The following is a 25,902-nucleotide window of genomic DNA, read 5'->3' as shown; positions in this document are numbered from 1 at the left end:
GCCTGATTCCGTCAGCGACCCAGGTTCACCATGACGGAGGTCGTCTCGGTGTACATGTCGAGAGCGGCGGTGCCGTGTTCACGGCCTATGCCGGACTGCTTGAAACCGCCGAAGGGCAGGCTCAGGTCGAACGTGCCCCACTTGTTCACCCAGACCGTTCCGGCTTTCAGTCCGCCGGCGACGCGGTGCGCCGTCGACAGGTCCCTGGTCCAGACGGACGCCGCCAGGCCGTAGGCCGTGTCGTTGCCCAGCCGTACGGCATCCTCCTCGCCGTCGAACGACATGATGGTCGCCACGGGTCCGAAGATCTCCTCACGGGTGATGCGCGCATCGGGGGACACCTCGTCAACCAGCGTGGGGGGCACGAAGTAGCCGGTGCCTCCCGTAGGTTCTCCGCCGAGGCGGACGTTGCCCTCGGAGGCCGCCGCTTCCAGGTAGCCGCGAACGCGGTCGAAGTGATCCTTGTTGTTGAGCGGGCCCATACGCGTGCTCGGGTCGAAGGGGTCGCCCAGCGTGTAACCGGAGAGTTCCTGCTGCAGACGTTCGGTGAACTCGGCGCGCACCGTCTCCTGCACGAAGATCCATGTCCCGGCGATGCACGACTGCCCCGCGTTGGAGCAGAAGGCGAAGGCTGCCGTGGCAGCTGCGGCCTCCAGGTCGGCGTCCGCGAAGACGATGGTCGGGGACTTCCCGCCCAGTTCGAGGGTGACGCGCTTGAAGTCGTCTGCCGCTGTCCGCAGGATGTGCCGGCCCACCTCCCCCGATCCGGTGAACGCGACCTTGTCGACCCCGGGGTGCCGGACCAGGGCATCCCCGGTCACGTCTCCGAAGCCGGTCAGGATGTTCACCACTCCGGGGGGAAGATCCGTCTCTTGGAGCAGTTCCCCGATCCGGAGAGCGGTCAGCGGCGTGCTTTCCGCAGGCTTGAGGATGACCGTGTTGCCGAAGGCCAGTGCCGGTGCCAGTTTCCAGCCCGCCATGAAGATCGGGACATTCCAGGGAATGATCGCCGCGCAGACGCCGACCGGTCGGCGCACGGTGTAGTGGAGCGAGGACGGGTCGGTGGGACCGGTCTCTCCATAGGCCCGCGTGGGCCAGCCGGCGTAGTGACGGAACGCCTCGACGGCGCCCGCCACGGCCCACAGATTCTGTGAGACCGGACTTCCCGCGTCGAGCGCCTCCAGAACGGCGAGTTCCTCGGCATTGCGTTCCAGCACATCGGCGATGTCCAGCAGGACACGCGACCGGTCGTAGGGCGTGAGCGACGCCCAGGAGGCATCCTCCAGAGCTCGGCGGGCGACAGTGACCGCCAGGCTGACGTCGAGCCAGTCAGCCGCAGCGACCCTGGTGAGGACTAGTTCCGTGGACGGGTCGACGGTGTCGAAGTACGCACCGTTCTGCGGCGGCAGCCACCGTCCGCCGATCAGCAACCCCTTGGGACCGTCGTGCAGGAACTCGGGAGAGGGCCGCTCGGCAACGGGGTGCTCGGCGGAGTGGGAAATGGACATGGCTTTTCCAGTTCAGTGTGGTTGGGAGAGATGTGTCCGTCGTGCAGGAGCGAGAATGAATGCGACTCAGCGCGTAGTGCCGGTTTTCGTGCGGAGAGTGCGCAGAACCAGCGAAGGCGCAAGGAGGCGGGTCGGGGGATCGAGCAGATTGATGACACCGAGCAGGGCCCGGCCGAGGTGCGCATCGACGGTCGCGGCCCGGCGGTAGCGGTCCAGGTATCGGTTCATGACGCCATCGACAGGGGTGCGCTTCCCCTCCACTTCGGGGAACCGGAGGTCGCCACCCGCCGAAAGGGCCCACGGCGTGTCGAGGAGCTTCGCGACCGACCGGTGGAACCGCCGAGCCAGGTTCTCGTCCCCTTCCCGCAGCAACCTGCGCAGCAGGACGGCCTCCATCGCCGCGACACTCATGCCCTGCCCATAGACAGGGTTGAAGCTGCACAACGCGTCACCGAGGACGACGAACCCCTCGGGGTGCCCATTGGACTTTTCGTAGTGCCGCCGCACGCTGTGCGGATAGCGCATCTTCACCGGATCGCTCAGCGGCTCGGCGGACTTCATGACCTCCAGGATCTCCGGGGCTCCCAGAGATTCGGCAAAGGCGAGCATCCCTGCGGGATCCGTCGGCGGTTCCTCGCCCAGCATGCCTGTCAGCGCGAGAGAGAAGCGGTCTCCCTCCTGCCGCAGCACGTTCGCCGACCGAGGCTGCCCCGGGGAAGCTGTGTAACTCACGGCCAATGTGCGGTCCAGCAAGCCCGGTTCGGCACGGTAATAGCGGTGCACGTAGACCATGTCCACACGAATCCTGGACTCCGGCGCCTTGGAGAAGCCGTGCTTCGACAGCCACGCGCCCGCGCGAGATCCGCGCCCCGACGCGTCGATGACGAGGTCGGCGGCCATCTCGGACTCCGCCGAATGCACAGTGGGCCGGTGAATGCGTACACCGGCCACCCGCTTACCGCTCGCGTCCATGACCAGGCCGGTCACTTCACAGGCGTCCACGACAGTGACCTTGGAGAGCAGCCTCGCTGCACGCCGGCGAATGACGTACTCCAGCAAGGGGCGCGTCGGGGCGATGCCGATGAGACCGGATTCCGCTCTCCGCATGAGGTGTCCGTCGAGGTACCAGAGCGCGTCCCTCTGCAGGTCTCCACGGGGCGCGCCCTCACCGACCAATTCGTCCGCGATACCTGGAAGGAGATCTTCCATGGCCGCCATGCCGCTCGCCAGCAGGCCGTGCAACTGCCGGCTCTGCGGCACGCCCCGACGCGGCTCGGGCATGTCGGGCAGGGTGTCCCGATCGACAACCGTGATCTTGTCGAACGTGTCGTGAAGGGCACGCGCGGCAAGAAGTCCCGCGATGCTGCCGCCTATGACGATCGCATGTCGAGTGTGTCCTTGGGCGGTGGCGGATGGGCTTTTCATGCTGTCCGTCTTTCGCTGTACGTGGCTGGTGTCGGTCGGACACCAGCTGTACGAGTGCCTGCTGACCCGTACAGCGAGACCGTAAATAGGACAAGTGCTGAAGAAGTGCCGTCCTCTCTTCAGCCACGACGGCCCCAGCGTGCCGTGAGTGTCCACCACCCGTCCGGACACCTGGACCACGCCGTCGCATCCCTGCAGGGAAAGGGCGAAGACGCCGCCAACCCGGCCGCGCGAACCTGGACGACCAGCGCCCGTCGTGGCAGGCGCAGCCCGCCCGAAACGTCCAGCCGGAGCAGAAGTCACGCTGCCGGCCATAGCGCGGACATCCCGGATACCGCAGCGCCTCGTTCAGCGCGCGCTCCGATTGGCATTCCGGGCACTGCGCGGCATCGGGTCGCAGCAGCACCTGCCACGCCTGTCCCGGACCAGCTCGGCTACCAGGGCGGAGCGCAAGGCTCGATCCTCGTCGAGAGCACCTGGTACTGCCCCTCCATGCCCGAGTCCCTCATCGACGCCACCAGCGATCTGCACGCCACCCGCATCGACCGAGAGACCTGGGCCGCCCGCATCGCCGCCCACAAGCCGTACCGCCTCATGCCTAAAGAAGGAGAGGACGTCGAAGGCCATTAGCGAATGATCTGCCCGGCCGAGGCAGGCAAGGTCCAGTGCCCGCCCAAGCCCACACGCCGGGCCTCGACATCCACCTACCGCTCGTCGACCCACAGCCCAGCCCGACCTGCCCCCTCAAGGACTGCCGTCGGCGCCCCATCACCCTCGCCCCGGAAGAAGGGGCCAAGCACCGGCAGACCCCGGACTCCGGCGACGAGCCGTGGCGGGAGATCTACTTCCGGATCCGGAACGCCATCGAGGGCTTCAACGGCTTCGCCAAGAGCCGCTCGCGGAGACCGACGAATCCTCGCGATCCCCGCCCATCCGCGGCCCCACCGCCAGGACCGTCCTCCTGGTCTTCCAGATCGCCATGCCGAACCGGCCGAAGATCACGATGTGGCCGGACAGCCGGTCCCTCGGCAGACAGCACCAACGGGCCACCTGACACCCGCCACTTGAGTGACGCGCCTCACAGATGAACATCAGCCGTACGAAAGATCCCTCTCACTGGCCGCAAACGGCCACTGAGGGGGCTGCAGCGTGCTGAGGAGCCGTAGGCCGGCAGACATCTTGATCAACACGAGAAACGGGCCTCCGACTGCGACTTCCGTCACGGTCGAAGACCCGTTCCCGCTCTGTGCGCGAGGGGGGAGTTGAACCCCCACGCCCTTTCGGGCACTGGAACCTGAATCCAGCGCGTCTGCCTATTCCGCCACCCGCGCATGGGTGTTGTCCTCTGGAGTCCTTCACACCTTGGGGGGTCTTCCCCGTCCGGTGCGTCAGCCCCTTCCGACACCCAGAACATTAGCACGCTGCTCAGGGTGGAATCACATCCGTTTCCGGGCACCCCCGAGCGAGGGGAACCGTCCTCTGTTGCGGGACACTGGCAGGGGCCGCCTCTACCATCCCTGTGGGGGAGCGGCCGCGGACCGTGTCACTGTTGACACCGGTCCCGTGGGAGCTGCCGGGGAACCAGCGGTTTTCCCAGTGCGTGGATACGATCAGTAAGCAGTACCGGAAGGATCGGACCGGAAAATCACGGCGGAGGCCGTGTGCGACCGCAGGACCTCGAGGAGGGAGGTGCACCGTGGGAGTACTCAAGAAGTTCGAGCAGCGTCTCGAGGGCTTCGTGAACGGCACCTTCGCCAAGGTGTTCAAGTCCGAGGTCCAGCCCGTGGAGATCGCGGGTGCCCTGCAGCGTGAGTGCGACAACAACGCGACGATCTGGAACCGGGACCGCACCGTGGTCCCCAACGACTTCATCGTCGAACTCAGCACCTCCGACTACGAGCGGCTGAGCCCCTACGCCCTCCAGCTCGGCGAGGAGCTCGCCGGCATGGTGCGCGACTACGCCAAGCAGCAGCGCTACACCTTCATGGGCAACATCAAGGTGAACCTGGAGAAGGCCGACGACCTCGACACCGGCCTGTACCGGGTGCGCAGCCGCACCCTCGCCTCCAGCGAGTCGCAGCAACAGCAGCAGTCGCAACAGCAGTACCAGCAGCAGCCCCCCGCGGGCCGCGGCGGCTACGGCTACCCGCCGCAGGCCCCGCAGCGCCCCTCGGGCCCGCCGCCGATGCCGGCCGGCCCGCCGCCCGGCGCCGCGCCGGTCACCCGGCTCCCCGGAGGCGGCCCGACGGCCGCCGGGGGCGCAACCATGAACGTACGCCGCTGGATCGAGATCAACGGCACGCGCCACCAGATCTCCCGTCCGACCCTGGTACTCGGCCGCAGCACCGAGGCCGACGTGCGGGTCGACGACCCCGGTGTGTCCCGCCGCCACTGCGAGATCAGGGCGGGATCGCCCTCGACGGTCGTCGACCTCGGGTCGACGAACGGCATCGTGGTGGACGGACAGCACACCCAGCGCGCTACGCTCCGCGACGGTTCACGGATCGTCGTGGGCAGTACCACCATCGTGTACCGGCAAGCCGAAGGGTGAAGCGGGGGCAATGTCAGAGCTGACCCTGACGGTCATGCGGTTGGGTTTCCTCGCCGTACTGTGGCTGTTCGTCATCGTGGCCGTGCAGGTCATCCGCAGCGACCTGTTCGGGACCCGGGTGACCCAGCGCGCGGCCGGGCGCCGCGAGGCCCAGTCGCGTCCCCCGCAGCAGCGCCAGCAGGCGCCGGCTGCGCAGGGCCGCCAGCAGCAGAACAACAACCGGGCCCGGCGCGGCGCCCCCACCAAACTGGTGGTCTCCGAGGGCTCGCTCGCGGGCACCACGGTCGCGCTGCAGGGCCAGACGATCACCTTGGGCCGGGCGCACGATTCCACGATCGTGCTCGACGACGACTACGCGTCCAGCCGTCATGCCAGGATCTACCCGGACCGCGACGGCAACTGGATCGTCGAGGACCTGGGATCCACCAACGGCACCTTCATGGACCGGAACCGGCTCACCACGCCGACCCCGATCCCGCTCGGTGCGCCGATCCGCATCGGCAAGACCGTCATCGAGCTGCGGAAGTAGTCGCACAATGGGCGAGCACAGCCAGCGAGCGCGAGCGAGAGGGTGGGCAGCGTGCGGATGTACCCGGAGCCGACGGGCGAGGTGCGCATGACTCTGTCGTTGCGCTTCGCCGCCGGCTCGCACAAGGGAATGATCCGGGAGGGCAACGAGGACTCCGGCTACGCCGGTCCGCGGCTGCTCGCCATCGCCGACGGCATGGGCGGCCAGGCCGCCGGTGAGGTCGCCTCCTCCGAGGTGATCTCCACCCTCGTGCCGCTCGACGACGACATCCCCGGCTCGGACATCCTCACCTCCCTCGCCACCGCCGTGCAGCGGGCCAACGACCAGCTGCGCGTCATGGTCGAGGAGGACCCGCAGCTGGAGGGCATGGGCACCACGCTCACCGCCCTGCTCTGGACCGGGCAGCGGCTCGGCCTGGTGCACGTCGGTGACTCCCGTGCGTACCTGCTGCGTGACGGTGTGCTCACCCAGATCACCCAGGACCACACCTGGGTGCAACGGCTCGTCGACGAGGGCCGGATCACCGAGGAGGAGGCCGGCACGCACCCGCAGCGCTCGCTGCTGATGCGCGCCCTGGACGGCCGCGGCCAGGTCGAGCCCGACCTGTCGATCCGCGAGGTCCGGGCCGGCGACCGCTACCTGATCTGCTCCGACGGCCTGTCCGGCGTCGTCAGCCACCAGACCCTCGAGGACACCCTCGCCGGGTACCAGGCGCCCGCCGAGACCGTGCAGGAGCTGATCCAGCTCGCCCTGCGCGGCGGCGGCCCCGACAACATCACCTGCATCGTCGCCGACGTCCTGGACATCGACGACGGCGACACCCTGGCCGTGCAGCTGCACGACACGCCCGTCGTCGTGGGCGCCGTCGCCGACAGCCGGCACCACCTGCCGCTGTCCGACCCGCGGCACCTGCAGACCCCGGCCGGCCGCGCCTCCGAGCTCGGCCGCCCGCCGGCCCCCGAGGGCGCCTTCGGCCCGCCCGGCAGCGGCAACCCGCAGGTCGGCACGCCCGCGGGCGGCTTCGGCGCGTACGACGACGAGGAGCTGGGCAAGCCCCGCAAGCGCGGCCGCTGGCTCAAGCGCTCGCTGATCCTGCTGGTCGTCCTCGGCGTCGTCGGCGGCGGCCTCTACGGCGCGTACCGCTGGACCCAGACGCAGTACTACGTGGGCGTCAAGGGCGACCACGCGGCGATCTACCAGGGCATCGAGCAGAAGCTGGCCTGGCTCGACCTGTCGAAGGTCCACGAGGACCGCCCCGGGATCGAACTCAAGTACCTACCGCAGAACCAGCGCAAGTACGTCACGGCCACGATCGCCGCCAGCGACCTCGCCGACGCGCGCAGGACCGCGGACGAGCTCGAGCACCAGGCGAAGGTCTGCCAGACCAAGGAAGCCATCGACAAGTCCAGCGCCGCCGCCGCGGAGAAGGCCAAGAAGGACCAGCAGAAGGGCGCCGACACCGCCACCGGCAAGACCGACGGCACCCCGTCCTCGGACGCGTCCGGCTCCCCCAAGCCCAGCACGACCCCCTCCACCAGCCCGTCGACCAGCCCCACCCTCTCCGACGAGGACCGGTCGCTGGCCCAACAGTGCCCGACCGGCAGCTAGCAGTGAGCAGGAGGGGCGTCAGTCCAGCATGAGCGTTGTCACCAACACCACGACCATCACGTCCGTCGGCGCGCCGAGCCGCCGCAACACGGAGCTCGCGCTCCTCGTCTTCGCGGTCCTGATCCCGGTCTTCGCGTACGCGAACGTCGGGCTGGCGAAGAGCGGCTCACTGCCGGCCGGAATGCTCGCCTACGGCCTCGGGCTGGGCGCGATCGCCCTCGTCGCACACCTCGTCGTACGCAAGTTCGCGCCGTACGCGGATCCGCTGATGCTTCCGATCGCCACCCTGCTGAACGGCATGGGCCTGGTGTTCATCTGGCGGCTGGACCTGGAGAGCTCGCTCCCCGGCGGCGCCTCGGCGCCGACGCAGCTGATGTGGTCGACACTGGGCGTCGCGCTCTTCCTCGGCGTCCTGGTCTTCCTGAAGGACCACCGCATCCTGCAGCGCTACACGTACATCTCGATGGTCGTGGCGCTGGTCCTGCTGATCCTCCCGGTGTTCTTCCCGCCGGTCTACGGCGCGCGGATCTGGATCACCGTCGCGGGCATGTCCATCCAGCCCGGTGAGTTCGTGAAGATCATCATCGCGGTGTTCTTCGCCGGCTACCTGATGGTCAAGCGGGACGCGCTGGCGCTCGCCAGCCGCCGCTTCATGGGGATGTACCTGCCCCGCGGCCGCGACCTCGGCCCGATCCTGGTGATCTGGGGCCTCAGCATCCTCATCCTCGTCTTCGAGACCGACCTGGGCACCTCGCTGCTCTTCTTCGGCCTCTTCGTGATCATGCTCTACGTCGCCACCGAGCGCACCAGCTGGATCGTCTTCGGTCTGCTGCTGTCCGTGGGCGGCGCGGTGGTCGTCGGCAGCTTCGAGCCGCACGTGCACAGCCGTGTGGAGGACTGGCTCAACCCGTTCCGCAGCATCGAGGCCGGCCAGGGCGCGAGCCAGCCCGCGCAGGCCATGTGGGCCTTCGGCTCCGGCGGTCTCTTCGGATCGGGTCTCGGCCAGGGCTACTCCCGGCTCATCGGCTTCGCCGCCAAGAGCGACTACATCTTCGCCACCGTCGGCGAGGAACTGGGCCTGGCCGGGCTCATGGGCATCCTGCTGCTCTACGCACTCCTCGTGGAGCGCGGCGCCCGTACCGCGCTGGCCGCCCGTGACCCCTTCGGCAAGCTGCTGGCGATCGGCCTGTCCGGCGCCTTCGCCCTCCAGGTGTTCGTCGTCGCCGGCGGTGTCACCGGACTCATCCCGCTGACCGGTATGACCATGCCGTTCCTGGCCCAGGGCGGGTCCTCCGTGATCGCCAACTGGGCCTTGGTGGCCATCCTGCTGAGAATCAGCGACACCGCGCGCCGCCCGGCGCCGGCCCCCGCCTCGTCCCCCGACGCCGAGCCGACCCAGGTGGTGCGGACCCAGTGAACAAGCCCCTGCGCCGAGTCGCCGTCTTCTGCGGCGTGCTCGTGCTCGCCCTGCTGATCCGGGTGAACTACATCCAGTTCGTGCAGGCGGACGAGCTCAAGAACGACGCCAACAACCGACGGGTCACGATCAACCAGTACGCCACCCCCCGCGGCGACATACTCGTCGACGGCAAGGCGATCACCGGCCACACCGAGACCACGGGCAGCGACTTCAAGTACAAGGCCACCTTCAAGAACGGGAAGATGTGGGCGCCCGTCACCGGCTACGCCTCGCAGGCCTTCGGCACGACCCTGCTCCAGGGCGTCGAGGACAAGATCCTCACCGGTGACGACGACCGGCTCTTCTTCACCCGCACCGTCGACGTGCTGTCCGGCAAGCAGAAGCAGGGCGGCGACGTCGTCACGACCCTCAGCGGCGCCGCCCAGAAGGCGGCCTTCGAGGGCCTGGGCAACAAGAAGGGCGCGGTCGCGGCCATCAACCCGGAGACCGGGGCCGTCCTCGCGCTGGCGAGCACGCCTTCGTACGACCCCTCCACCTTCGCCGGCAACTCGCAGGCCGACAGCAAGGCCTGGAACGCCCTGCAGAAGGAGAACGACCCCGACGAGCCGATGCTGAACCGGGCGCTGCGGCAGACCTACCCGCCGGGCTCCACGTTCAAGGTCGTCACGGCCGCCGCGGCGCTGGAGAACGGCCTGTACGACGACGTCGACGAGCCGACCGACTCCGAGGTGCCGTACATCCTCCCGGACACGAGCAACCAGGAGCTGAAGAACGAGGGCGGCATCGCCTGCAAGAACGTCTCCCTGAGGGAGGCGCTGCGGGTCTCGTGCAACTCCGTCTTCGGCAAGCTGGGGGCGACCCTCGGCCGCGACAAGATGGTCGAGGAGGCCGAGAAGTTCGGCTTCAACAAGGAGCAGTTCGTCCCGGTCCGCGTGGCGGCCAGCAACTTCTCCACCAAGATGGACAAGCCGCAGACGGCGCTGTCCTCCATCGGCCAGTTCGAGACCGCGGCCACCCCGCTGCAGATGGCGATGGTGGCCGGGGCGATCGCCAACGACGGCAAGCTGATGAAGCCGTACATGGTGAGTGAGCTCCGCGCCTCGAACAACAAGCTCGTGGACAGCGTCAAGCCCGAAGAGCTCTCGCAGCCGCTCAGCTCGGACAACGCGCAGAAGCTCCAGCAGATGATGGAGACCGTCGTGCAGTCGGGCACCGGCACGCGGGCCCAGATCCCGGGTGTCACCGTCGGTGGCAAGACCGGTACCGCCCAGCACGGCGTGGACAACAGTGAGAAGCCTTACGCGTGGTTCATCTCATACGCGAAGACCGACAGCGGCTCCCCGGTCGCCGTCGCCGTCGTGGTGGAGGACGCGGCCGCGAACCGCGGCGACATCTCCGGTGGCGGCTTCGCCGCGCCGATCGCGAAGAGCGTCATGGAGGCCGTGCTGAACAAGTGATGCCGGTCACACCGTATCCATGGATGTGCGCTAAGTCGCACGTCGCGATACCGGTCGTATATCGGCTACCGGCGAGGACCGGGATCGGCACGCGGCGGCGGGTACGGTATGCCCGAGCAGCCACACGGACGGTTTAGGAAGGGCAAGCGCTATGGAAGAGCCGCGTCGCCTCGGCGGCCGGTACGAGCTGGGCTCGGTGCTCGGCCGCGGTGGCATGGCCGAGGTGTACATCGCCCATGACACCCGGCTCGGCCGCACCGTCGCCGTGAAGACGCTCCGGGTGGACCTCGCCCGCGATCCGTCCTTCCAGGCCCGGTTCCGCCGTGAGGCCCAGTCGGCCGCCTCGCTGAACCACCCGTCGATCGTCGCGGTGTACGACACCGGCGAGGACTACGTCGACGGGGTCTCCATCCCGTACATCGTCATGGAGTACGTGGACGGCTCCACCCTCCGCGAGCTGCTCCACTCGGGCCGCAAGCTCCTCCCGGAGCGGTCCCTGGAGATGACCACCGGCATCCTCCAGGCACTGGAGTACAGCCACCGCGCGGGCATCGTCCACCGGGACATCAAGCCCGCGAACGTGATGCTGACCCGGAACGGTCAGGTCAAGGTCATGGACTTCGGCATCGCCCGCGCCATGGGCGACTCCGGCATGACGATGACGCAGACCGCCGCCGTGATCGGCACCGCCCAGTACCTCTCCCCGGAGCAGGCCAAGGGCGAGACCGTCGACGCGCGCTCCGACCTGTACTCGACGGGCTGCCTGCTCTACGAGCTGCTCACCGTGCGGCCGCCCTTCGTGGGCGACTCCCCGGTGGCGGTCGCGTACCAGCACGTGCGCGAGGAGCCGCAGCCGCCGAGCGTCTACGACCCCGAGGTCTCGCCGGCGATGGACGCCATCGTCCTCAAGGCGCTGACCAAGGACCCGGACTACCGCTACCAGTCCGCCGACGAGATGCGCGCCGACATCGAGGCCTGCCTCGACGGCCAGCCCGTCGCCGCCACGGTCGCCCTGGGCGCCGTCGGCTACAACGGCGGCGGCTACGGCGGCTACGGCAACGACTCGCCCACCACGGCCCTCCCGCCCCAGCAGGACGCCGGCACCTCGATGCTGCCGCCCATGCGCGACGACGACGGCGGCTTCGGGTACGACCAGCCCCAGGGCGGTGGCGGCCGGCGCAAGCCGAAGAAGAGCAACACCTCCACGATCCTGCTGGTCGTCGCGGCCGTCCTGGTCCTGATCGGCGCGATCTTCATGGGCAAGGCGCTCTTCTCCGGCAACGGCGGCGGTGCCGACTCGGTGTCCGTCCCGCAGTTCGTCGGCGACACCAAGTCCGAGGCCGAGGCCAAGGCGGCGAACGGCGGGATCACCATCGCGTTCGGCGATCCGATGTTCTGCGCCGACCAGCCCAAGGACAAGGTCTGCAAGCAGTCGGCCGTGGTCAACAGCAAGATCCCCAAGGACCAGACCGTCACCCTGCAGCTCTCCAAGGGCACCGAGAAGATCGACGTCCCGGACGTCACCGGTGACGCCTTCGACGACGCCGAGAGCAAGCTCAAGGACGCGGGCTTCGAGGTCGACAAGCAGTCCCAGACCTCCACCGAGGACGAGGGCACGGTCCTCAAGCAGGACCCCAAGGGCGGCTCGAAGCGGGCCAAGGGCACGACGATCACCCTCACGGTGGCCGTGGCGCCCGAAGAGGTCACGATCAAGGACGTGAGCAACAAGAGCAAGGACGAGGCCACTCAGATCCTCCAGAACGACGGCCTGAAGGTCGTCGCCACCGAGGAGGAGTCCGCCGACCACGCCCAGGGCACGGTCATCCGGACCGACCCGACGGCCGGGAGCACGATCAAGGCGGGCGAGACGGTCACCCTGATCATCGCGAAGCCGCCGTCCACCAACGCCATCCCCAACCTTCAGGGGAAGACGGTCGCCGAGGTCAACGGCATCGCGCAGGAGTTCGGCGTGACGCTGCAGTTCGCGCCCGGTTCGTCGCAGGACCCGAACGCCATCGTCCAGGGCCAGAACCCGGGTCCCCAGAGTCAGATGAAGCCGGGTGACACCCTGACGATCTTCGCCCGGGACCAGAACGGCGGGAACAACGGGGGCGGCGGAGGCTTCATCAACGGAGGCAACGGCGGCTGACGCAGCCGGTCACCACGCCTGACGAAGCGGGGAGGCGGTCACCACGGTGGCCGCCTCCCCGCTTCTTTGCCGCCCGCGAGGGTCCGGCCCGGGGCCCGGGCAAGGGATCCGTCCGCGCCGGGACACGGGAAGGGGCCGCGGACACCGAGTCCGCGGCCCCTTCCCGTTCGCTGCGCGCCTGCGCGCCCGCGCGTCCGCGTCAGCCCAGCTCCGCCGGAGGCGTCCGCTTCGCGTCCACCTTCTGGGTACGGACGAGTTCGGCCCACACGATGTAGCGGTCGCGCGAGGTGTAGACCGGGGTGCAGGTGGTGAGCGTCAGGTAGCGGCCGGCCTTCTTCCTGCCGCTCTCCTTCGGGATCTGGTCGATGACGTCGACGTTGAACTTCGAGGTCTCCGGGAGGACCTTGTAGACCTTGTAGACGTACCAGGTGTCGCGGTCCTCGAAGACGACCGGGTCGCCGTCCTTGATCTTGTGGATGTTGTGGAACTTGGCGCCGTGGCCGTCGCGGTGCGCGGCGAGCGTGAAGTTGCCCTTCTTGTCCCAGGGCATGGCCGACTCCACGGGGTCGGTGTAGTACCCGGCGACGCCCTCGTTGAGCACCTTCGTGGAGGTGCCCTTCTTCACCAGGACCTCGAAGTTCCGGCCCATGGCGGGGACGTGGAGGAAGCCGATGCCGCCCTTGGTGTCGAGCTTGCCCGGGGCGCTGTCCGCCCACTGGCGCCTGACGGCGTCGCCGTCCTGCCGGGCGGCGCGGTCGGCCAGCACGTTGGTCCACCACAGGGAGTAGACGACGAAGAGCCCGAGGATCACGCCCGTGGTGATGAGGAGTTCACCGATCAGGCTGACGGCGGCGGCGAGCCGCGAGAGGGGGCGCCGGGTCGGCACGGCCTCCCGGGCGCGGTCATGCTGGGTGGTCGTCACCACTTGCCCCGATCTGTGTGCGTCCGTTCCTGGCCTACTCGACCAGGGCGTCCGGCTTGCCCTTGCTGCGCGGCCGTTCCTCGACCATCTTGCCCCAGACGATCAACCGGAACTCACTGGTGAATTCCGGTGTGCACGTGGTCAGTGTGATGTAGCGGCCCGGCTTGGTGAAGCCGGATCCGTCGGGGACCGGCTTGATCACCGAGATGTTGGAGGGCGGGGTGGAGGGCAGCATGCTCGCCACCTCGTACGTGTAGTACGTGCTCTCCGTCTCGACCACGACCTTGTCCCCCGCCACCAGTTTGTTGACGTAGCGGAACGGTTCGCCGTGGGTGTTGCGGTGCGCGGCAAGGGCGAAGTTGCCCTTCTTGTCCCAGGGCATGGCCGTCTCCAGCTGGCCGGAGTAGTGGCCGATCATGCCCTTGTCGAGCACCTTGTGCTTGTCGACGCCCTCGGCGATGGGCGCCTTCACGTCCAGCTTGGGGATGTACATGATCGCGAAGCCCTGCCCCGGCGTGAAGGCGCCGGGGTCGCGGTTCGGGCCTTTCTCGCCCTCCCACTGCTTCTGCAGGTTGTTGGCGGCGCCGCCGGCCTGCTGGTGGGCGAGGACGTTGGTCCACCACAACTGGTAGGTGACGAAGAGCAGCATCAGCACGCCCAGGGTGATGAACACCTCGCCGGCCACCCGGCTGGCGATCACCGCGGGGCTCTCCTTCGCCGCGCGTGCGGCGCGCCGCGCCTCCATGCGGGACCTGGGGGCGGCCGGGGTCGACGCCATGGGGGCCGTGGCGGCCTCTGTGGCGGCCTGGGAGGCGGCCGGGGCACCGGAACGCCTCCGTCCCCTGCCGCCGCGCCGTGCGGCCTCCTGGGCCGCTTTACGGCGGGCCGCACGGCCGCCGCCCTCGGGCGCCAGGGCGTCGGGGGACGGCTGCGGGGTCTCCTCCCGCTCCGCGTCCCCCTCCAGGTCCCGTTCCAGGTGCCGTTCGGGGTTCGGTTCGCGTTCGGCCGCCGGCTCGGTCACGACGGGCATCGCCATGGTGTCGCCGGGAGCCCCCGCGACACGGCGGCGCACTGCGGCGCGCTCCTCGTCGGTCAGCGGCCGCCGGACGGCCCTGGCGTCCTCGGCGTAGGGCTGTTCGGCCGGCCCCCGGTGCCGGGAGCGCGGCTCCTCGGTGCCGGGAGGGGCGCCGGGCGCCGGCACCGGAGCCGGCGCGGGGCGGGTCGGCCACGGCTCGGCCGGCTGCGGCTCGTAGGCGGGCCGCGCCGGCGCGTGGAAGCCCTGTGCGTACGACTGCTGGCCCGGCACCACGCCGGCGGGCGTGACCGGCCGGGCCGCCGCGGGCGGCGGTGTGGAGGGCTCCGCGGCGGGTTCCACGTCCGGCTCCACGACGGGTTCCGCGGCGGAATCCTGCGCGGGCCGGGCCGCGCGCCGCGAGGTGCCGGGCAGCGGGTCGTTGAGCGGGTCCGCCAACTGCTCCACCGCGGCGGCGAATTCGGCGGTGTCACCGAAGTGCCGATGCGCGGTCACGCAGTCACGCCCTGGTTCCGACCACAGGCGCGAGGCCCGCGGAACGCTCGACGGCGCCCTTGTCGCCGCATTCCTCCAGCCAGTTGGCGAGCATCCGGTGCCCCCATTCGGTGAGCACCGACTCGGGGTGGAACTGGACGCCCTCCACCCGGGCGCTGCGGTGCCGCAGTCCCATGATGATGCCGTTCTCCGTCCAGGAGGTGATCTCCAACTCCTCCGGCACCGTGTCCCGTTCGACCGCCAGCGAGTGGTAGCGGGTCGCGGTGAACGGTGTCGGCAGCCCGGCGAAGACCCCGCGGCCCTCGTGGGTCACCAGGGAGGTCTTGCCGTGCAGCAGCTCCGGCGCCCGGTCCACCACGCCGCCGTACGCGACGGCCATGGACTGCAGTCCGAGGCAGACTCCGAAGACCGGGACGTCGGTGGCGGCGCAGTGCCGCACCATGTCGACGCAGACGCCGGCCTCCTCGGGGGTGCCGGGCCCGGGCGAGAGCAGGACGCCGTCGAAGCCGTCCTGGGCGTGGGCCGGCCGCACCTGGTCGTTGCGGAGCACCTCGCACTCGGCGCCCAGCTGGTAGAGGTACTGGACCAGGTTGAAGACGAAGCTGTCGTAGTTGTCGACGACGAGGATGCGCGCGCTCATCGGACGGCCGTCATCCCCTCGTCGACGGTCACGTCCCCGAACGGCAGCAGCGGCTCCGCCCAGGGGAAGACGTACTGGAACAGGACGTAGACGGCGGCGAGGACGAGCACCAGCGAGATGAGTGCCTTCAGCCACACGTTGCCCGGCAGATGCCGCCAGATCCAGCCGTACATGCGCCGCCTTCCTGCCTTCCGTGCCGTGCCTCGCCCAAGATTAGCCCGACAAGCCCTCCGGCATACCGTCCTCCACGGGCTGTGTGGATTCCAGGTGCCCCCAGGTGACGAGCCGGTGGCTGTGGCCCCACTCGGGATCGCAGGTGGTCAGGGTCAGATAGCGCCCCGGAACGGTGTAGCCGGACTTCCCCGGTACGGGATCGATCACAGCGACGTCGGTGGGGACGGTGCGGTAGGGTGCGCGGTCGATCTCGTAGGTGTACCAGGTGCGCCCGTCGGTCAGGACGACCTCGTCGCCCTCGCGCAGCCTGGGGAAGTCCTTGAACGGGTTGCCGTAGGTGCGGCGGTGGCCGGCGACGGCGAAGTTGCCCACGGCGCCGAGCCGGGCGGTGTGCGCGTAGTGCCCGAGGCCCTTCTTCAGGGTGCCGGTCGCAGTCCCCTCCAGCACCGGCTTGTGCCAGGACCGGCCGAGCCGCGGCACGTACATCACCGCGAAGGCCCTCCCGTCCCGGTAAGGGGCCGCGGCCGGCGCGGACGGGACGGGCACGGCCGAGGGTGCGGGACCGCCGGTGCCCTCGGGGGACGGTCCTGCCTGTGCGACGGGCCCGGTCGCCCAGCGGTCCTGCAGCCGGTCGATCTCGCCGTCCATCGCGCGGTCCGCCCGCACGCCGGTCCAGAACAGCACGTAGCAGACGAAGAGCACGATCAACGCGCCCACGGTGATGCACAACTCGCTCAGCGTCCGCACCACCAGGCGCATGCTCACCCCACAGGCTTGGCGTACCGCAGGTCCACTGTGCCGGAGTAGCCGGGAAGAGTCACCCGCCGTTCTTCCTCGACCTTCCAGCCGAGCCCGTAGGCCTGGACGTACTGCAGGTAGTTCTGGATCGCGGGGCTGGCGTCGAGCGCCTCGTGCAGCTTCCCCTGGTCGCCGACCGCCGTGATCGTGTACGGCGGGGAGTAGACCCGGCCCTGCAGGATGAGGGTGTTGCCGACGCAGCGCACCGCGCTGGTGGAGATCAGCCGCTGGTCCATCACCTTGATGCCCGAGGCGCCGCCCGCCCAGAGGGCGTTGACCACGGCCTGCAGGTCCTGCTGGTGGATGACGAGGTCGTTCGGCTGCGGGTCCGGCACGCCCGGGACGAGCGGGGTCGCGTCCGGCGGCGCGTCGTTCAGGGTGACGGAGACGGCCGCGCCGCTCAGCTTGGCGGTGCCCGCCTCGGCCCCGAGCCGCGCCAGCTGCTCGCGGGCGGCGTCGCTGACGCCGCTGTCGGTGTGGGCGAGGCCGTCGACGTCGCTGCGCACCCCGGCGAGCTCGTTCTCCAGTTCCTCGTTCTGCCGGCTCTTGTCCTGGACCCGGTCCGACAGGCGCAGCAGCGGGTCGTCGGTGCGGATGTCCAGGCCCTTGGCCGTGTCGAAACTCATCCAGAACAGCAGACCGGCCATCGCGAACACCCCGGCGCTGAGGACACGAAGCACCACAGACCGGGCGGAACGGCGACCCGAGGAGACGTCGACCGGATTGCTCACCGTAGCCTTATCTCCTTCCAACCCGAGGAAGCACTACGCTAACGGACGCCCGGAGGCATGGGGCCCCCAGCCGTCCGGCCGCACACACAAGACGTCACACGCGCGGTTACGCAGCGCATCGACAGGAGAGTCCCTCGTGCCGAAGTCACGGATCCGCAAGAAGGCCGACTTCACTCCGCCCCCGGAGAAGACCACCCCCATAAAGCTGAAGTCCGGCCGCGGCTGGGTGGCACCGCTGATGCTGGCGCTCTTCCTCGTCGGCCTGGCCTGGATCGTCGTCTTCTACGTGACGCAGGGCAGCTACCCGATCGAGCAGCTGGGGAACTGGAACATCGCCGTCGGCTTCGGCTTCATCGCGGGCGGGTTCGTCGTGTCCACGCAGTGGAAGTAGCAGCTCGCACAGTTATCCACAGGCGTCATCCACAGTGTTGAAAAGGTCGCATGATCTGTGGATAACCGCCAGCCGGTTGACACCGGTGTGACCGGTGGTCCGATGTACGGACCACCGGTCTTTCGTTGATCTTGCAGGTCAGACACGGTGTGTGCGGGCCCGCGCACGGCTTGCCCACAGGATGCACAGGAGGCCTCCGCCTCTCTGTGGATAACGTCTGATCAACGGTGTGCGTTACGGCCTACGCGGAGATGTTCGCGACCCCGGCCCACACCGTGACCGCCACGGCGAGCAGCATCGCCACGCACGTCCCCCACTGGACCAGCGCCCGGCGCGAACGCGGCGCGTACGCCATCGCGACGGCGATGATCACACCGGTGACCAGACCGCCGATGTGCGCCTCCCAGCTGATGCCACCCCAGGTGAAGGTGAACAGCAGGTTCAGCCCGAGCAGGATCAGGACGGGCCGCATGTCCATCCGCAGCCGCTTGACGTAGACGGCCGTCGCGCCGAAGAGCCCGTAGATCGCGCCCGAGGCGCCCAGGGTCAGGGTATCCGGGGCCAGCAGCACCACCAGCGCGCTGCCGCCCAGCCCCGCGACCAGGTAGAGCGCGGTGTAGCGGGCCCGGCCGAGCAGGGTCTCCAGCGGACCGCCGATCCACCACAGCGAGAGCATGTTGAAGGCGATGTGCGCGAACTCCTGGTGCAGGAACATCGAGCTCACCAGCCGGTACCACTCGCCCGGCCCGCCCGCCACGCCGCACTGCACGCCGCCGGGGACGTAGCACGGGGTGAAGAGCCCCAGCTCGTAGACGAACTGCTTGCCCTCGACCTGCACGAGCAGGAAGACCAGCAGGTTCAGCCCGATCAGGATCTTGGTGACCAGCCGGGGGTCGCCGGCGACCGTGCCGCCCGCCACCGTGCGGGGCTCGGCGGCCTGGGCCGCACGCCTGCCCTCCCGCACGCACTCCGGGCAGTGGAAGCCGACCGACGCGTTGATCATGCACTCCGGGCAGATCGGCCGCTCGCACCGGGAGCAGCGGATACCCGTCTCCCGGTCCTGGTGCCGGTAGCAGCGGACGGCCTGGTCGGTCATGTCTGAGCCCTTCGCAGCGGAATCGCCCCGCCCGTCATACGCACGGGCGGGGCGTTCGGGTTCCCGGGGCACCGCGACGTGCCGGGCCGGCCGGGCTAGCGACGCTCGACCACGACGCTCTGGATCACGACGTCCTCCAGCGGCCGCTCGGTGCGGGGGTTGGTCGGGGTGGTCGCGATGGAGTCCACGACCTTCTGGCTGGCGGGGTCCGTGACCTCGCCGAAGATGGTGTGCTTGCGGGTGAGCCACGCGGTCGGGGCGACCGTGATGAAGAACTGCGAGCCGTTGGTGCCCGGCCCGGCGTTCGCCATGGCCAGCAGGTAGGGCTTGGTGAAGGCGAGGTCCGGGTGGAACTCGTCCGGGAACTGGTAGCCGGGACCGCCGGTGCCGTTGCCGAGCGGGTCGCCGCCCTGGACCATGAAGCCGGAGATCACCCGGTGGAAGACCGTGCCGTCGTAGAGGCGCTCGTGGGAGGTCGCACCGGTGTGGGGGTCCGTCCACTCGCGGGTGCCCTCGGCGAGCTCCACGAAGTTCTTGACCGTCTTGGGTGCGTGGTTCGGCAGCAGCCGCACCGTGATGTCCCCGTGGCTGGTCTTCAGGGTGGCGTAGAGCTGCTCGGCCACGGTCTTACCTTCCATAGTCCTCAATGACAGGGACAAATCCTCGCACGCCCCGGCTCGCCCGACGCAACAGTCGCGCCGCAGGTCATCCGGTGGCATCGTCGGGAACGGCTCCCCTTGACCCGGATGCCCGTACGCACATGCCGTACCCCGCGGCGCCGGGCATGATTTCAAACCGGGTGGAAAGGCGAAAACCGAACGCCACCGAGGAGGAGGTTCTCGTGACCCGCATCGACAGCGTGCGCGACGCAGCCGGGAGGACGAGGGACAGCGTGCGGCACGCCGCGGACGTGGTGGCGCCGTACGCCGACACAGCGAGGGTCAACGCCGTGCACTACGCGGACGGGGCCAGGGTCTACCTGGCGCCGCGGGTGTCGGCGGCCGGGCGGCAGGCCCGCACGGCGGCCCGGACGCAGTACGACGCGCACCTGGCGGCGCGCGTCGACCAGGCCCTGGCGGCGGTACCGCCGGGCGTCCAGCAGAGGGTGGGCACCGCCGCCCGGCTCACCCGTGACACCGCCCGTCAGGCGGCGGACTTCACGGGCCCGCGGGTGGGTCAGGCGATGACCACCGTGCGCAGCGTCGCGGCCCCCGCCGCGGAGGAGGCGGCCGCCCGCAGCGCCGCCGCCGTCGCCGCGCTGCGCAGCCACGTCACGGCGGACGACATCCGCGGGCTGGAGCGCCGCCGCGAGCGCCGGGCCCGCACCGGGCGGTGCGCCCGGGGCCTGCTGCTGGCCGGCCTCGTCGCCGGGGCGGGCTTCGCCGCGTGGAAGTGGTGGAGCAAGCAGACCAACCCCGACTGGCTGGTGGAGCCCGCACCCGCCACCGAGGTCGCCGACCGCGCCTCCCTCAACGGCGGCGTCGGGACCGACGCGTCGTTCGGCAAGGTCGACGGCTCGCCGGTGGAGGCCCTCGACCCCGAGGTGCAGGCCAAGCAGGCGGAGGCGGACTCCGACGACCGCCGCGACCGCGGTGACACCCACCCGTGACGTGACGGCCCGGGCACCGGCGACGGTGCGACCGGAGGCAGGCAGGAGGGCGGCGGACCCGTGACGGGTCCGCCGCCCTCCTGCCGTACGCGCCGTCGTCACCGTCCGGACGCCGCGGGCAGCGGCAGAACGTCCTCCTCCCCGGCCTCCGGGTCGGGGATCTCCGCCGGCACCCCGCGCAGGGTGTACAGCGCCATGACGGCGCCCGCGGCAAGCAGCACCGCCGCCACCACGCCGGTGACCTGGACGCTGTGGCAGAAGGCGTCATTCGCGGCCGCCAGCAACCCCGACCCGTCCGCGCCCGGCATCCGTGCTGCCGCCTCGGCGGCCCCGCCGACCGACTCGCGGGCGGCGTCCGCGGCCCCCGCCGGCAGTCCCGCGGGCAGGGCGAGGGCGTCACGGTAGAACACGCCGAGCAGCGAGCCGAGCACGGCGATGCCCAACGAGCCGCCCATCTCCATGGCAGTCTCCGAGACGGCGGCGGCCGCTCCGGTCCGCTCCTTGGGAGCGCTCGCCAGGATCGTGTCGTTGGTGACCGAGACGACCAGGATGACGCCCGCGCCGTTGACGACCAGCGGCGCAAGCAGCTCCCAGTACGGCGTCCCCGGCGAGGAGAGCGAGCCGAGCGCCGCGGTGCTCACCGCCAGCAGCACCAGCCCGAGGGCCACCACCCGGGCCCGTCCCAGCCGCGGGATCAGCGCCGTGGCCAGCGGGGCGGCGAAGGCCGCGGCCAGCGGTCCCGGGAGCAGCGCCAGACCCGCGGTGAAGGGCGACCAGCCGCGGACGACCTGGAAGTACAGGGAGAAGGCGAGCGACAGGGTGGACGAGGCGAAGATCATGACCAGGTTGGAGCCGACCGCGCCGCTGAAGGCGGGGTTGCGGAACAGGCGCAGGTCGATCAGGGGTTCCTCGACGCGCACCTGACGGCGGGCGAACAGCACCAGGGCCGCCGTCCCGATCGCCGCGGCGATCCACACCGGCGCGTGGTCCGCGCCGTCCCGGAAGCCCTCCTTGACGGCGTAGATGGCACCCAGGACGCCCACGACCGACAGCGGCACGCCGATCCAGTCCAGCCGGCCCGGCCGCGGGTTGCGGGACTCCGGCAGCACCAGGACACCGGCGACCAACACGACGGCCATCAGCGGGACGTTGATCAGGAAGACCGAGCCCCACCTGAAGTGGTCCAGCAGCAGGCCGCCGACCACGGGACCGAGCGCGAAGCTCGCGGCGCCGATGCCGCTGCTGATCCCGATCGCCGTGGTGCGCTCCCTGGGGTCGGTGAAGGCGTGGCGCACGACGGAGAGGGTGGAGGGGACCATCGCCGCACCGGCGACGCCGAGCAGTGCGCGTCCGGCGATCAGCGCCCCGGGGCCGGGGGCGTAGGCGGTGAGCAGCGACACGACGCCGAAGGCGGCGGCGCCCAGCAGCATCATCCGCTTGCGGCCGAGCCGGTCCCCGAGGTTGCCCATGAGGACCAGCAGGCCGCCCATGGCGAAGCCGTAGATGTCGGAGATCCACAGGATCTCGGTACCGGACGGTCCCATGTCCCTCAACAGCGAGGGGATGGCGTAGTTGAGCACGCTGTTGTCGATGCCGAGGAGCATGGCGGCCAGGCAGCAGACGGCGAGCGCGGCCCAGCGGTGGCGGGCGGGTGCCGCGGCGTCCTTTGTGCGTACGGAGTTCGTCATGCCCGACACGGTGCGCGCGGCCGCTGACCGGCCGCGCACCGCGCGCTGACCGGCGGCTACGGGCGTCCGGTCAGCGCGGTCAGCGCCCGCAGCGCCCGGTCGGCGGACAGGATCGCACCGCGCGCCCACGCCTGATCGTGGGCCCGGTCGCCGAGGGCGGCCCGCACGGCCTCCCCGGTGCGGGCGGCGTCCGGACCGTCCACCACTTCCCGGCCGCGCAGCGCACGGCCCAGGCCCAGCAGTTCGGCGGCCCGTGGAAGGTCCTCCTCGGCGAGCGCGAGTGCGGCGAAGGCGTCGGCGAGGTTCGCCGCGAGCGGCAGGTCGCGCGCTCCGTGCTCCACGTCGGCGGCCTCGCGGAAGTGCCCGCGGGCGGCGTCGGTACCGCCCTGCTCCAGGGCGATCCTGCCGAGGGCGATGTGCGCCTCGGCGCGGGCGCTCTCGCCGGTGTACCAGCCGTCCAGGGAGTCGGACAGGGCCAGCGCCGACAGCCGGCGTGCCTCGTCCGGGTCGCCGGTGAGCCGGGCGCACTCGCCGAGCCCCAGGTGCGCCCCGGCGAACATCTCCCGGGCGCCGCAGCGCCGGGCGAGTTCCAGGCCGCGTGTGAAGTCGGCCCGGGCCTCCTCGTACCGTCCGGACCGCAGCCCGCACCTGCCGCGTTCGGCGAGCAGTTCGGCGACGCTCTCGGTGGCGCCCAGTTCGGCGGCGTGGCCGAGGGCCTCGTCGATCAGCCCCACGGCCCGCGCCACGTCGCCGCGGGCGCCCGACAGCCAGGCCAGCTGGGTGAGGGCCATCGTGGTCCCCCAGCGGTCGCCCAGGGCGCGGAAACCGGCGAGGGCCCGGCCGAACTCCGTGTCGGCGGCGGCGATGTCACCGCCGACCATCCATGCGTGAAACCCGGAGCCGACGTGGACCAGTGCCTGCTGCCAGGGCTCGACGAGGCTCGTCGCGCCCTCCGCGTAGCGGGCGAACGTCTCGTCGTCCGGCACCCCGGCGAAGGGCGCCCAGAGCAGGTTGAGCACGGGGTAGCGGCGGGCCATCCCGCCGAGCCCGGCGACGACGTCCGTCGCGGCCGTCAGGTGGACGGCGAGTTCGGACTGGTCGGCGGTGACGGAGGCGGCGCTGATCACGCACAGCGCGTACTCCTCCGCCAGCCCCCGCGGCCCGCCGGGCGCGGTCGCCGCCAGCAGCTCGCGGGCGGGCTGGGCGCCCTCGTACCGCATGCCGCGCAGCATCCAGTAGGTGCACAGGGCGGCGAGGAGTCGCAGCGCCAGGACGGTGTCGCCCGCTGCCACCGAACCGCGCAGCGCGGCGTGCAGGTTGTCGTGGTCCGCGGCGAGCCGGCGCAGCCACTCCAGCTGCTCGGCCCGGCGCAGCCACGGGTCGGCGGTCCGCGCGAGGTCGAGGAAGTACGCGGCGTGCGCCTCGCGCAGCGCCTCCGACTCGCCGGTCTCCACCAGGCGTTCGGCCGCGTACGCCCTGATGGTCTGGAGCAGCCGGTAGCGGACGGCGCCGTCGCCCTCGTCCCCGAGCGCGTCCGGACGGTCCACCACCACAAGCGACTTGTCCGCGAGGGAGGCGAGCAGGTCGAGCATGTCCTCGGCGTCGATGGCGCCGTCGCCCGCCGGGCCCGCGCAGATCGCCTCGGCGGCCCGCAGCGTCCAGCCCCCGGCGAAGACGGAGGCGCGGCGCAGCACGGTGCGCTCGTCCTCGGGCAGCAGCTCCCAGCTCCAGTCCACGACCCCGCGCAGGGTCCGCTGGCGGGGCTGGGCGGTGCGGCTGCCCCGGGAGAGCAGCCGGAAGCGGTCGTCCGGCCCGGCGAGCACGTCCCCGAGCCGGGCGGCGATGTCGGCGGCCGACAGCGACCGCAACCGGGCGGCGGCCAGCTCGATGGCGAGCGGAACGCCGTCCAGGGCCCGGCAGATCCGCGCGGCGGACTCGGCGTCGGGCATCCGGCCGGACGGGCTCACAGCGGCGGCCCGCTCCAGGAACAGCCGGACGGCGGGGGAGCCGAGCACGTCCTCCTCCGGCGCGCCGGGCGCCGGCACGGGCAGCGGCTCCAGCGGGCAGAGCGTCTCGCCGTTGACGCCGAGCGCCTCCCGGGTGGTCGCCAGGACCCGTACCCGCGGGCAGGCGGCCAGCAGCCTCGCGGTGAGACGGGCGACGTCGGCGACCAGGTGCTCGCAGTTGTCGAGCACGAACAGCAGATCCCGGTCGGCCAGTGCGGCGGTGAGGCGGGCGAGCGGCGTGCCTGCCGGGGCCCCGCCCTCGCGCCCGGCGGTCCCGGGGATCAGGCCCGCCTCCCGCAGGCCGAGTGCCCCCGCGATCGCCTGGGGCACCTCGGAGCCGTGGGTCAGCCCCGAGAGGTCCACGAAGCGGACCTCCCCCGTGTGGCGCCCGGCGGCCTCCACGGCGATGCGCGTCTTGCCCGCGCCGCCCGGGCCGATCAGGGTGACCAGCCGGGCGTCGGCAAGGCGCGCACCGATCCGTGCCAGCTCCGCCTCGCGCCCGATGAAGCTGGTCAGCTGGGCGGGCAGACCGTGCCCGAGGAGCGGCGCGGGCGGGCGCCCCGCGGACGATGTTTCACGTGAAACACCCGAAGACCGGGCATCCGGCACGCCCTCGCCGGCTGCGCGGACCACGGGCGGCGCGGTTCGGGAGGGACCCGGGTCGCCGCGCAGCACCGCCAGATGCGCCGCCGCGAGCTCCGGGCCGGGGTCCGCGCCGAGGGACTCGGCGAGCTCGCGCCGCGCGTCCTCGTACACCCGCAGCGCCTCGGACTGGCGGCCGCAGCTGTACAGCGCCCGCATCAGCTGGGCCCGCAGCCGTTCCCGCAACGGGTAGCGGGCGACCAGCTCCTGCAGCTCCGCGACGAGTTCCTGGTGGTGCCGGGCGTCCAGCACCAGTTCGGCCGCGATGCGGTCCTCCACCGCCGCGATCCGCAGTTCCTCCAGCCGCGTCACCTGCGCCCGGGCGAACGGCGCGTCGCCCACGTCCGCCAGGGCGGAGCCGCGCCACAGCTCCAGCGCACCGCGCAGCAGGACCGACGCCCGCCCCGGCTCACCCGCGGCCAGCGCCTCCCGGCCCTCGGCCGCGAGGCGTTCGAAGCGGTGCACGTCCACCTCGTCCCGGGCGACCACCAACCGGTAGCCCCCGGGCGGGCGCTCGATGGGCACCCCGACCGCCGCGCGCAGTCGCGAGACCTGGGACTGCAGCGCGTTGCCGACCCCGGCCGGCGGCTCGTCCCCGTACAGCCCGTCGATCAGCCGCTCGGTGGCGACGATGCGGCCCGCCTCCAGCAGCAGCATCGCCAGCAGCGCCCGCCGTCCCGGGCCCCCGACGGCGGCCGTGCCCCCGTCGTCCCGCAGCGCTCTCGTCTCCCCCAGAATGCCGAAACGCACGCCGCCGATTGTGCCGCACGAAGGGGCGGGCGTCCCCGGGAGGACGGTGGATGACGCGGTGGACGGCCGGCGCCCCGGCTCCGGAGTCCGGCCCCGGGTACACGACAGGCCGGGACCTCGATGAGGTTCCCGGCCCGGTCGGACGGTGTGGAGCCTAGGGGAGTCGAACCCCTGACATCCGCCATGCAAAGACGGCGCTCTACCAACTGAGCTAAGGCCCCGTGCCGCAGACCAGCGTACCGGCTGCGGAGAGGATCACCGACCGAGTATCGGGGGTCCG

The 25,902-nt window shown here is 70.9% G+C and carries 21 protein-coding genes and 2 tRNA genes; 9 read left to right on the top strand and 14 right to left on the bottom strand.

Annotated elements, in window-relative coordinates:
* Positions 1-11 precede the first annotated feature (11 nt).
* Positions 12-1,508: an aldehyde dehydrogenase family protein gene (locus ACFZAU_RS10185; protein WP_500551775.1), complete on the bottom strand. Its 1,497-nt coding sequence runs from the start codon at positions 1,506-1,508 to the stop codon at positions 12-14.
* Positions 1,509-1,574: 66 nt separating this feature from the next.
* Positions 1,575-2,933, bottom strand: a complete 1,359-nt coding sequence (locus ACFZAU_RS10180; RefSeq protein ID WP_500551774.1) for an FAD-dependent oxidoreductase — start codon at positions 2,931-2,933, stop codon at positions 1,575-1,577.
* A 492-nt stretch (positions 2,934-3,425) separates the two neighbouring features.
* Here ACFZAU_RS10180 and ACFZAU_RS10175 point away from each other — a divergent pair, with 492 nt between their 5' ends.
* A complete protein-coding gene (locus tag ACFZAU_RS10175) occupies positions 3,426-3,563 on the top strand; it encodes a hypothetical protein (RefSeq protein ID WP_500551773.1) in 138 nt (45 codons plus the stop codon).
* 617 nt (positions 3,564-4,180) lie between these two features.
* Here the strand turns inward: ACFZAU_RS10175 and ACFZAU_RS10170 are convergent.
* Positions 4,181-4,264, bottom strand: a tRNA-Leu gene (locus ACFZAU_RS10170).
* Between the two features lie 365 nt (positions 4,265-4,629).
* Between ACFZAU_RS10170 and ACFZAU_RS10165 the strand changes: the two genes are divergently transcribed.
* The 6 genes from ACFZAU_RS10165 (at position 4,630) to pknB (ending at position 12,647) form a co-directional block, all read left to right on the top strand.
* On the top strand, positions 4,630-5,484 hold the full coding sequence (locus ACFZAU_RS10165) for an FHA domain-containing protein (protein WP_500551772.1): 855 nt from the start codon (positions 4,630-4,632) through the stop codon (positions 5,482-5,484).
* A 10-nt stretch (positions 5,485-5,494) separates the two neighbouring features.
* Positions 5,495-6,013: an FHA domain-containing protein FhaB/FipA gene (locus ACFZAU_RS10160; RefSeq protein WP_499604578.1), complete on the top strand. Its 519-nt coding sequence runs from the start codon at positions 5,495-5,497 to the stop codon at positions 6,011-6,013.
* 57 nt (positions 6,014-6,070) lie between these two features.
* Complete coding sequence (locus tag ACFZAU_RS10155; protein ID WP_500552075.1) at positions 6,071-7,621, top strand: PP2C family protein-serine/threonine phosphatase; 1,551 nt, start codon at positions 6,071-6,073, stop codon at positions 7,619-7,621.
* 28 nt (positions 7,622-7,649) lie between these two features.
* The gene (locus ACFZAU_RS10150) at positions 7,650-9,038 is read left to right on the top strand and encodes an FtsW/RodA/SpoVE family cell cycle protein (protein WP_499604580.1); all 1,389 of its coding nucleotides are present in this window, start codon (positions 7,650-7,652) and stop codon (positions 9,036-9,038) included.
* Entirely contained in the window at positions 9,035-10,498 is a 1,464-nt protein-coding gene (locus tag ACFZAU_RS10145) for a peptidoglycan D,D-transpeptidase FtsI family protein (protein ID WP_500551771.1), read from the top strand. The genes ACFZAU_RS10150 and ACFZAU_RS10145 overlap by 4 nt, the downstream gene beginning before the upstream one ends.
* A 151-nt stretch (positions 10,499-10,649) precedes the next feature.
* Positions 10,650-12,647, top strand: a complete 1,998-nt coding sequence (pknB, locus tag ACFZAU_RS10140) for a Stk1 family PASTA domain-containing Ser/Thr kinase (RefSeq protein ID WP_500551770.1) — start codon at positions 10,650-10,652, stop codon at positions 12,645-12,647.
* A gap of 199 nt (positions 12,648-12,846) precedes the next feature.
* Here the strand turns inward: pknB and ACFZAU_RS10135 are convergent, their stop codons facing one another.
* From ACFZAU_RS10135 to ACFZAU_RS10110, 6 genes are all read right to left on the bottom strand, one after another.
* Positions 12,847-13,533, bottom strand: a complete 687-nt coding sequence (locus ACFZAU_RS10135) for a class E sortase (protein ID WP_499605026.1) — start codon at positions 13,531-13,533, stop codon at positions 12,847-12,849.
* Between the two features lie 70 nt (positions 13,534-13,603).
* Positions 13,604-15,097 (bottom strand): class E sortase, encoded by a 1,494-nt coding sequence (locus tag ACFZAU_RS10130; RefSeq protein ID WP_500551769.1) that lies wholly within the window; start codon positions 15,095-15,097, stop codon positions 13,604-13,606.
* Between the two features lie 4 nt (positions 15,098-15,101).
* Positions 15,102-15,737, bottom strand: coding sequence for an aminodeoxychorismate/anthranilate synthase component II (locus ACFZAU_RS10125; RefSeq protein WP_499604587.1), 636 nt, complete (start codon positions 15,735-15,737; stop codon positions 15,102-15,104).
* Positions 15,734-15,910 (bottom strand): hypothetical protein, encoded by a 177-nt coding sequence (locus tag ACFZAU_RS10120; RefSeq protein WP_499604589.1) that lies wholly within the window; start codon positions 15,908-15,910, stop codon positions 15,734-15,736. Before ACFZAU_RS10120 ends, ACFZAU_RS10125 begins: the two co-directional genes overlap by 4 nt.
* A gap of 40 nt (positions 15,911-15,950) precedes the next feature.
* Positions 15,951-16,676 (bottom strand): class E sortase, encoded by a 726-nt coding sequence (locus ACFZAU_RS10115; protein WP_500551768.1) that lies wholly within the window; start codon positions 16,674-16,676, stop codon positions 15,951-15,953.
* Entirely contained in the window at positions 16,673-17,440 is a 768-nt protein-coding gene (locus ACFZAU_RS10110) for a DUF881 domain-containing protein (RefSeq protein WP_500551767.1), read from the bottom strand. The genes ACFZAU_RS10115 and ACFZAU_RS10110 overlap by 4 nt, the downstream gene beginning before the upstream one ends.
* Before the next feature lie 136 nt (positions 17,441-17,576).
* Between ACFZAU_RS10110 and crgA the strand changes: the two genes are divergently transcribed.
* Positions 17,577-17,831, top strand: a complete 255-nt coding sequence (gene crgA, locus ACFZAU_RS10105; protein ID WP_499604592.1) for a cell division protein CrgA — start codon at positions 17,577-17,579, stop codon at positions 17,829-17,831.
* Between the two features lie 241 nt (positions 17,832-18,072).
* Here the strand turns inward: crgA and ACFZAU_RS10100 are convergent, their stop codons facing one another.
* Together ACFZAU_RS10100 and ACFZAU_RS10095 are read right to left on the bottom strand one after the other, a co-directional pair.
* Complete coding sequence (locus ACFZAU_RS10100; protein WP_499604594.1) at positions 18,073-18,927, bottom strand: rhomboid family intramembrane serine protease; 855 nt, start codon at positions 18,925-18,927, stop codon at positions 18,073-18,075.
* Positions 18,928-19,022: 95 nt separating this feature from the next.
* Positions 19,023-19,550 (bottom strand): peptidylprolyl isomerase, encoded by a 528-nt coding sequence (locus ACFZAU_RS10095; protein ID WP_500552074.1) that lies wholly within the window; start codon positions 19,548-19,550, stop codon positions 19,023-19,025.
* 218 nt (positions 19,551-19,768) lie between these two features.
* Here ACFZAU_RS10095 and ACFZAU_RS10090 point away from each other — a divergent pair, with 218 nt between their 5' ends.
* Positions 19,769-20,536, top strand: coding sequence for a DUF5324 family protein (locus ACFZAU_RS10090; protein ID WP_500551766.1), 768 nt, complete (start codon positions 19,769-19,771; stop codon positions 20,534-20,536).
* A gap of 98 nt (positions 20,537-20,634) precedes the next feature.
* On the opposite strand, the gene ACFZAU_RS10085 is transcribed toward ACFZAU_RS10090, so the two are convergent.
* From ACFZAU_RS10085 to ACFZAU_RS10075, 3 genes are all read right to left on the bottom strand, one after another.
* Positions 20,635-22,224 (bottom strand): MFS transporter, encoded by a 1,590-nt coding sequence (locus ACFZAU_RS10085; RefSeq protein WP_500551765.1) that lies wholly within the window; start codon positions 22,222-22,224, stop codon positions 20,635-20,637.
* A gap of 56 nt (positions 22,225-22,280) precedes the next feature.
* Entirely contained in the window at positions 22,281-25,622 is a 3,342-nt protein-coding gene (locus tag ACFZAU_RS10080; RefSeq protein WP_500551764.1) for an AfsR/SARP family transcriptional regulator, read from the bottom strand.
* Between the two features lie 148 nt (positions 25,623-25,770).
* Positions 25,771-25,843 (bottom strand) — tRNA-Ala (locus ACFZAU_RS10075).
* Between the last annotated feature and the right edge of the window lie 59 nt (positions 25,844-25,902).

It is taken from the genome of Streptomyces sp. NPDC008238 (genome assembly GCF_042956445.1).
In the GTDB taxonomy this organism is placed as follows: domain Bacteria; phylum Actinomycetota; class Actinomycetes; order Streptomycetales; family Streptomycetaceae; genus Actinacidiphila.
This window is presented reverse-complemented; position numbering and strand designations above follow the sequence as displayed.

Bases quoted from the DNA above. Each gene is read 5' to 3' on its own strand.
- ACFZAU_RS10175 (WP_500551773.1), top strand. From the start codon at position 3,426: ATGCCCGAGTCCCTCATCGACGCCACCAGCGATCTGCACGCCACCCGC.
- pknB (WP_500551770.1), top strand. From the start codon at position 10,650: ATGGAAGAGCCGCGTCGCCTCGGCGGCCGGTACGAGCTGGGCTCGGTG.
- ACFZAU_RS10160 (WP_499604578.1), top strand. From the start codon at position 5,495: ATGTCAGAGCTGACCCTGACGGTCATGCGGTTGGGTTTCCTCGCCGTA.
- ACFZAU_RS10185 (WP_500551775.1), bottom strand. From the start codon at position 1,508: ATGTCCATTTCCCACTCCGCCGAGCACCCCGTTGCCGAGCGGCCCTCT.
- ACFZAU_RS10100 (WP_499604594.1), bottom strand. From the start codon at position 18,927: ATGACCGACCAGGCCGTCCGCTGCTACCGGCACCAGGACCGGGAGACG.
- ACFZAU_RS10120 (WP_499604589.1), bottom strand. From the start codon at position 15,910: ATGTACGGCTGGATCTGGCGGCATCTGCCGGGCAACGTGTGGCTGAAG.
- ACFZAU_RS10150 (WP_499604580.1), top strand. From the start codon at position 7,650: ATGAGCGTTGTCACCAACACCACGACCATCACGTCCGTCGGCGCGCCG.
- ACFZAU_RS10180 (WP_500551774.1), bottom strand. From the start codon at position 2,933: ATGAAAAGCCCATCCGCCACCGCCCAAGGACACACTCGACATGCGATC.
- ACFZAU_RS10085 (WP_500551765.1), bottom strand. From the start codon at position 22,224: ATGACGAACTCCGTACGCACAAAGGACGCCGCGGCACCCGCCCGCCAC.
- ACFZAU_RS10125 (WP_499604587.1), bottom strand. From the start codon at position 15,737: ATGAGCGCGCGCATCCTCGTCGTCGACAACTACGACAGCTTCGTCTTC.
- ACFZAU_RS10155 (WP_500552075.1), top strand. From the start codon at position 6,071: ATGTACCCGGAGCCGACGGGCGAGGTGCGCATGACTCTGTCGTTGCGC.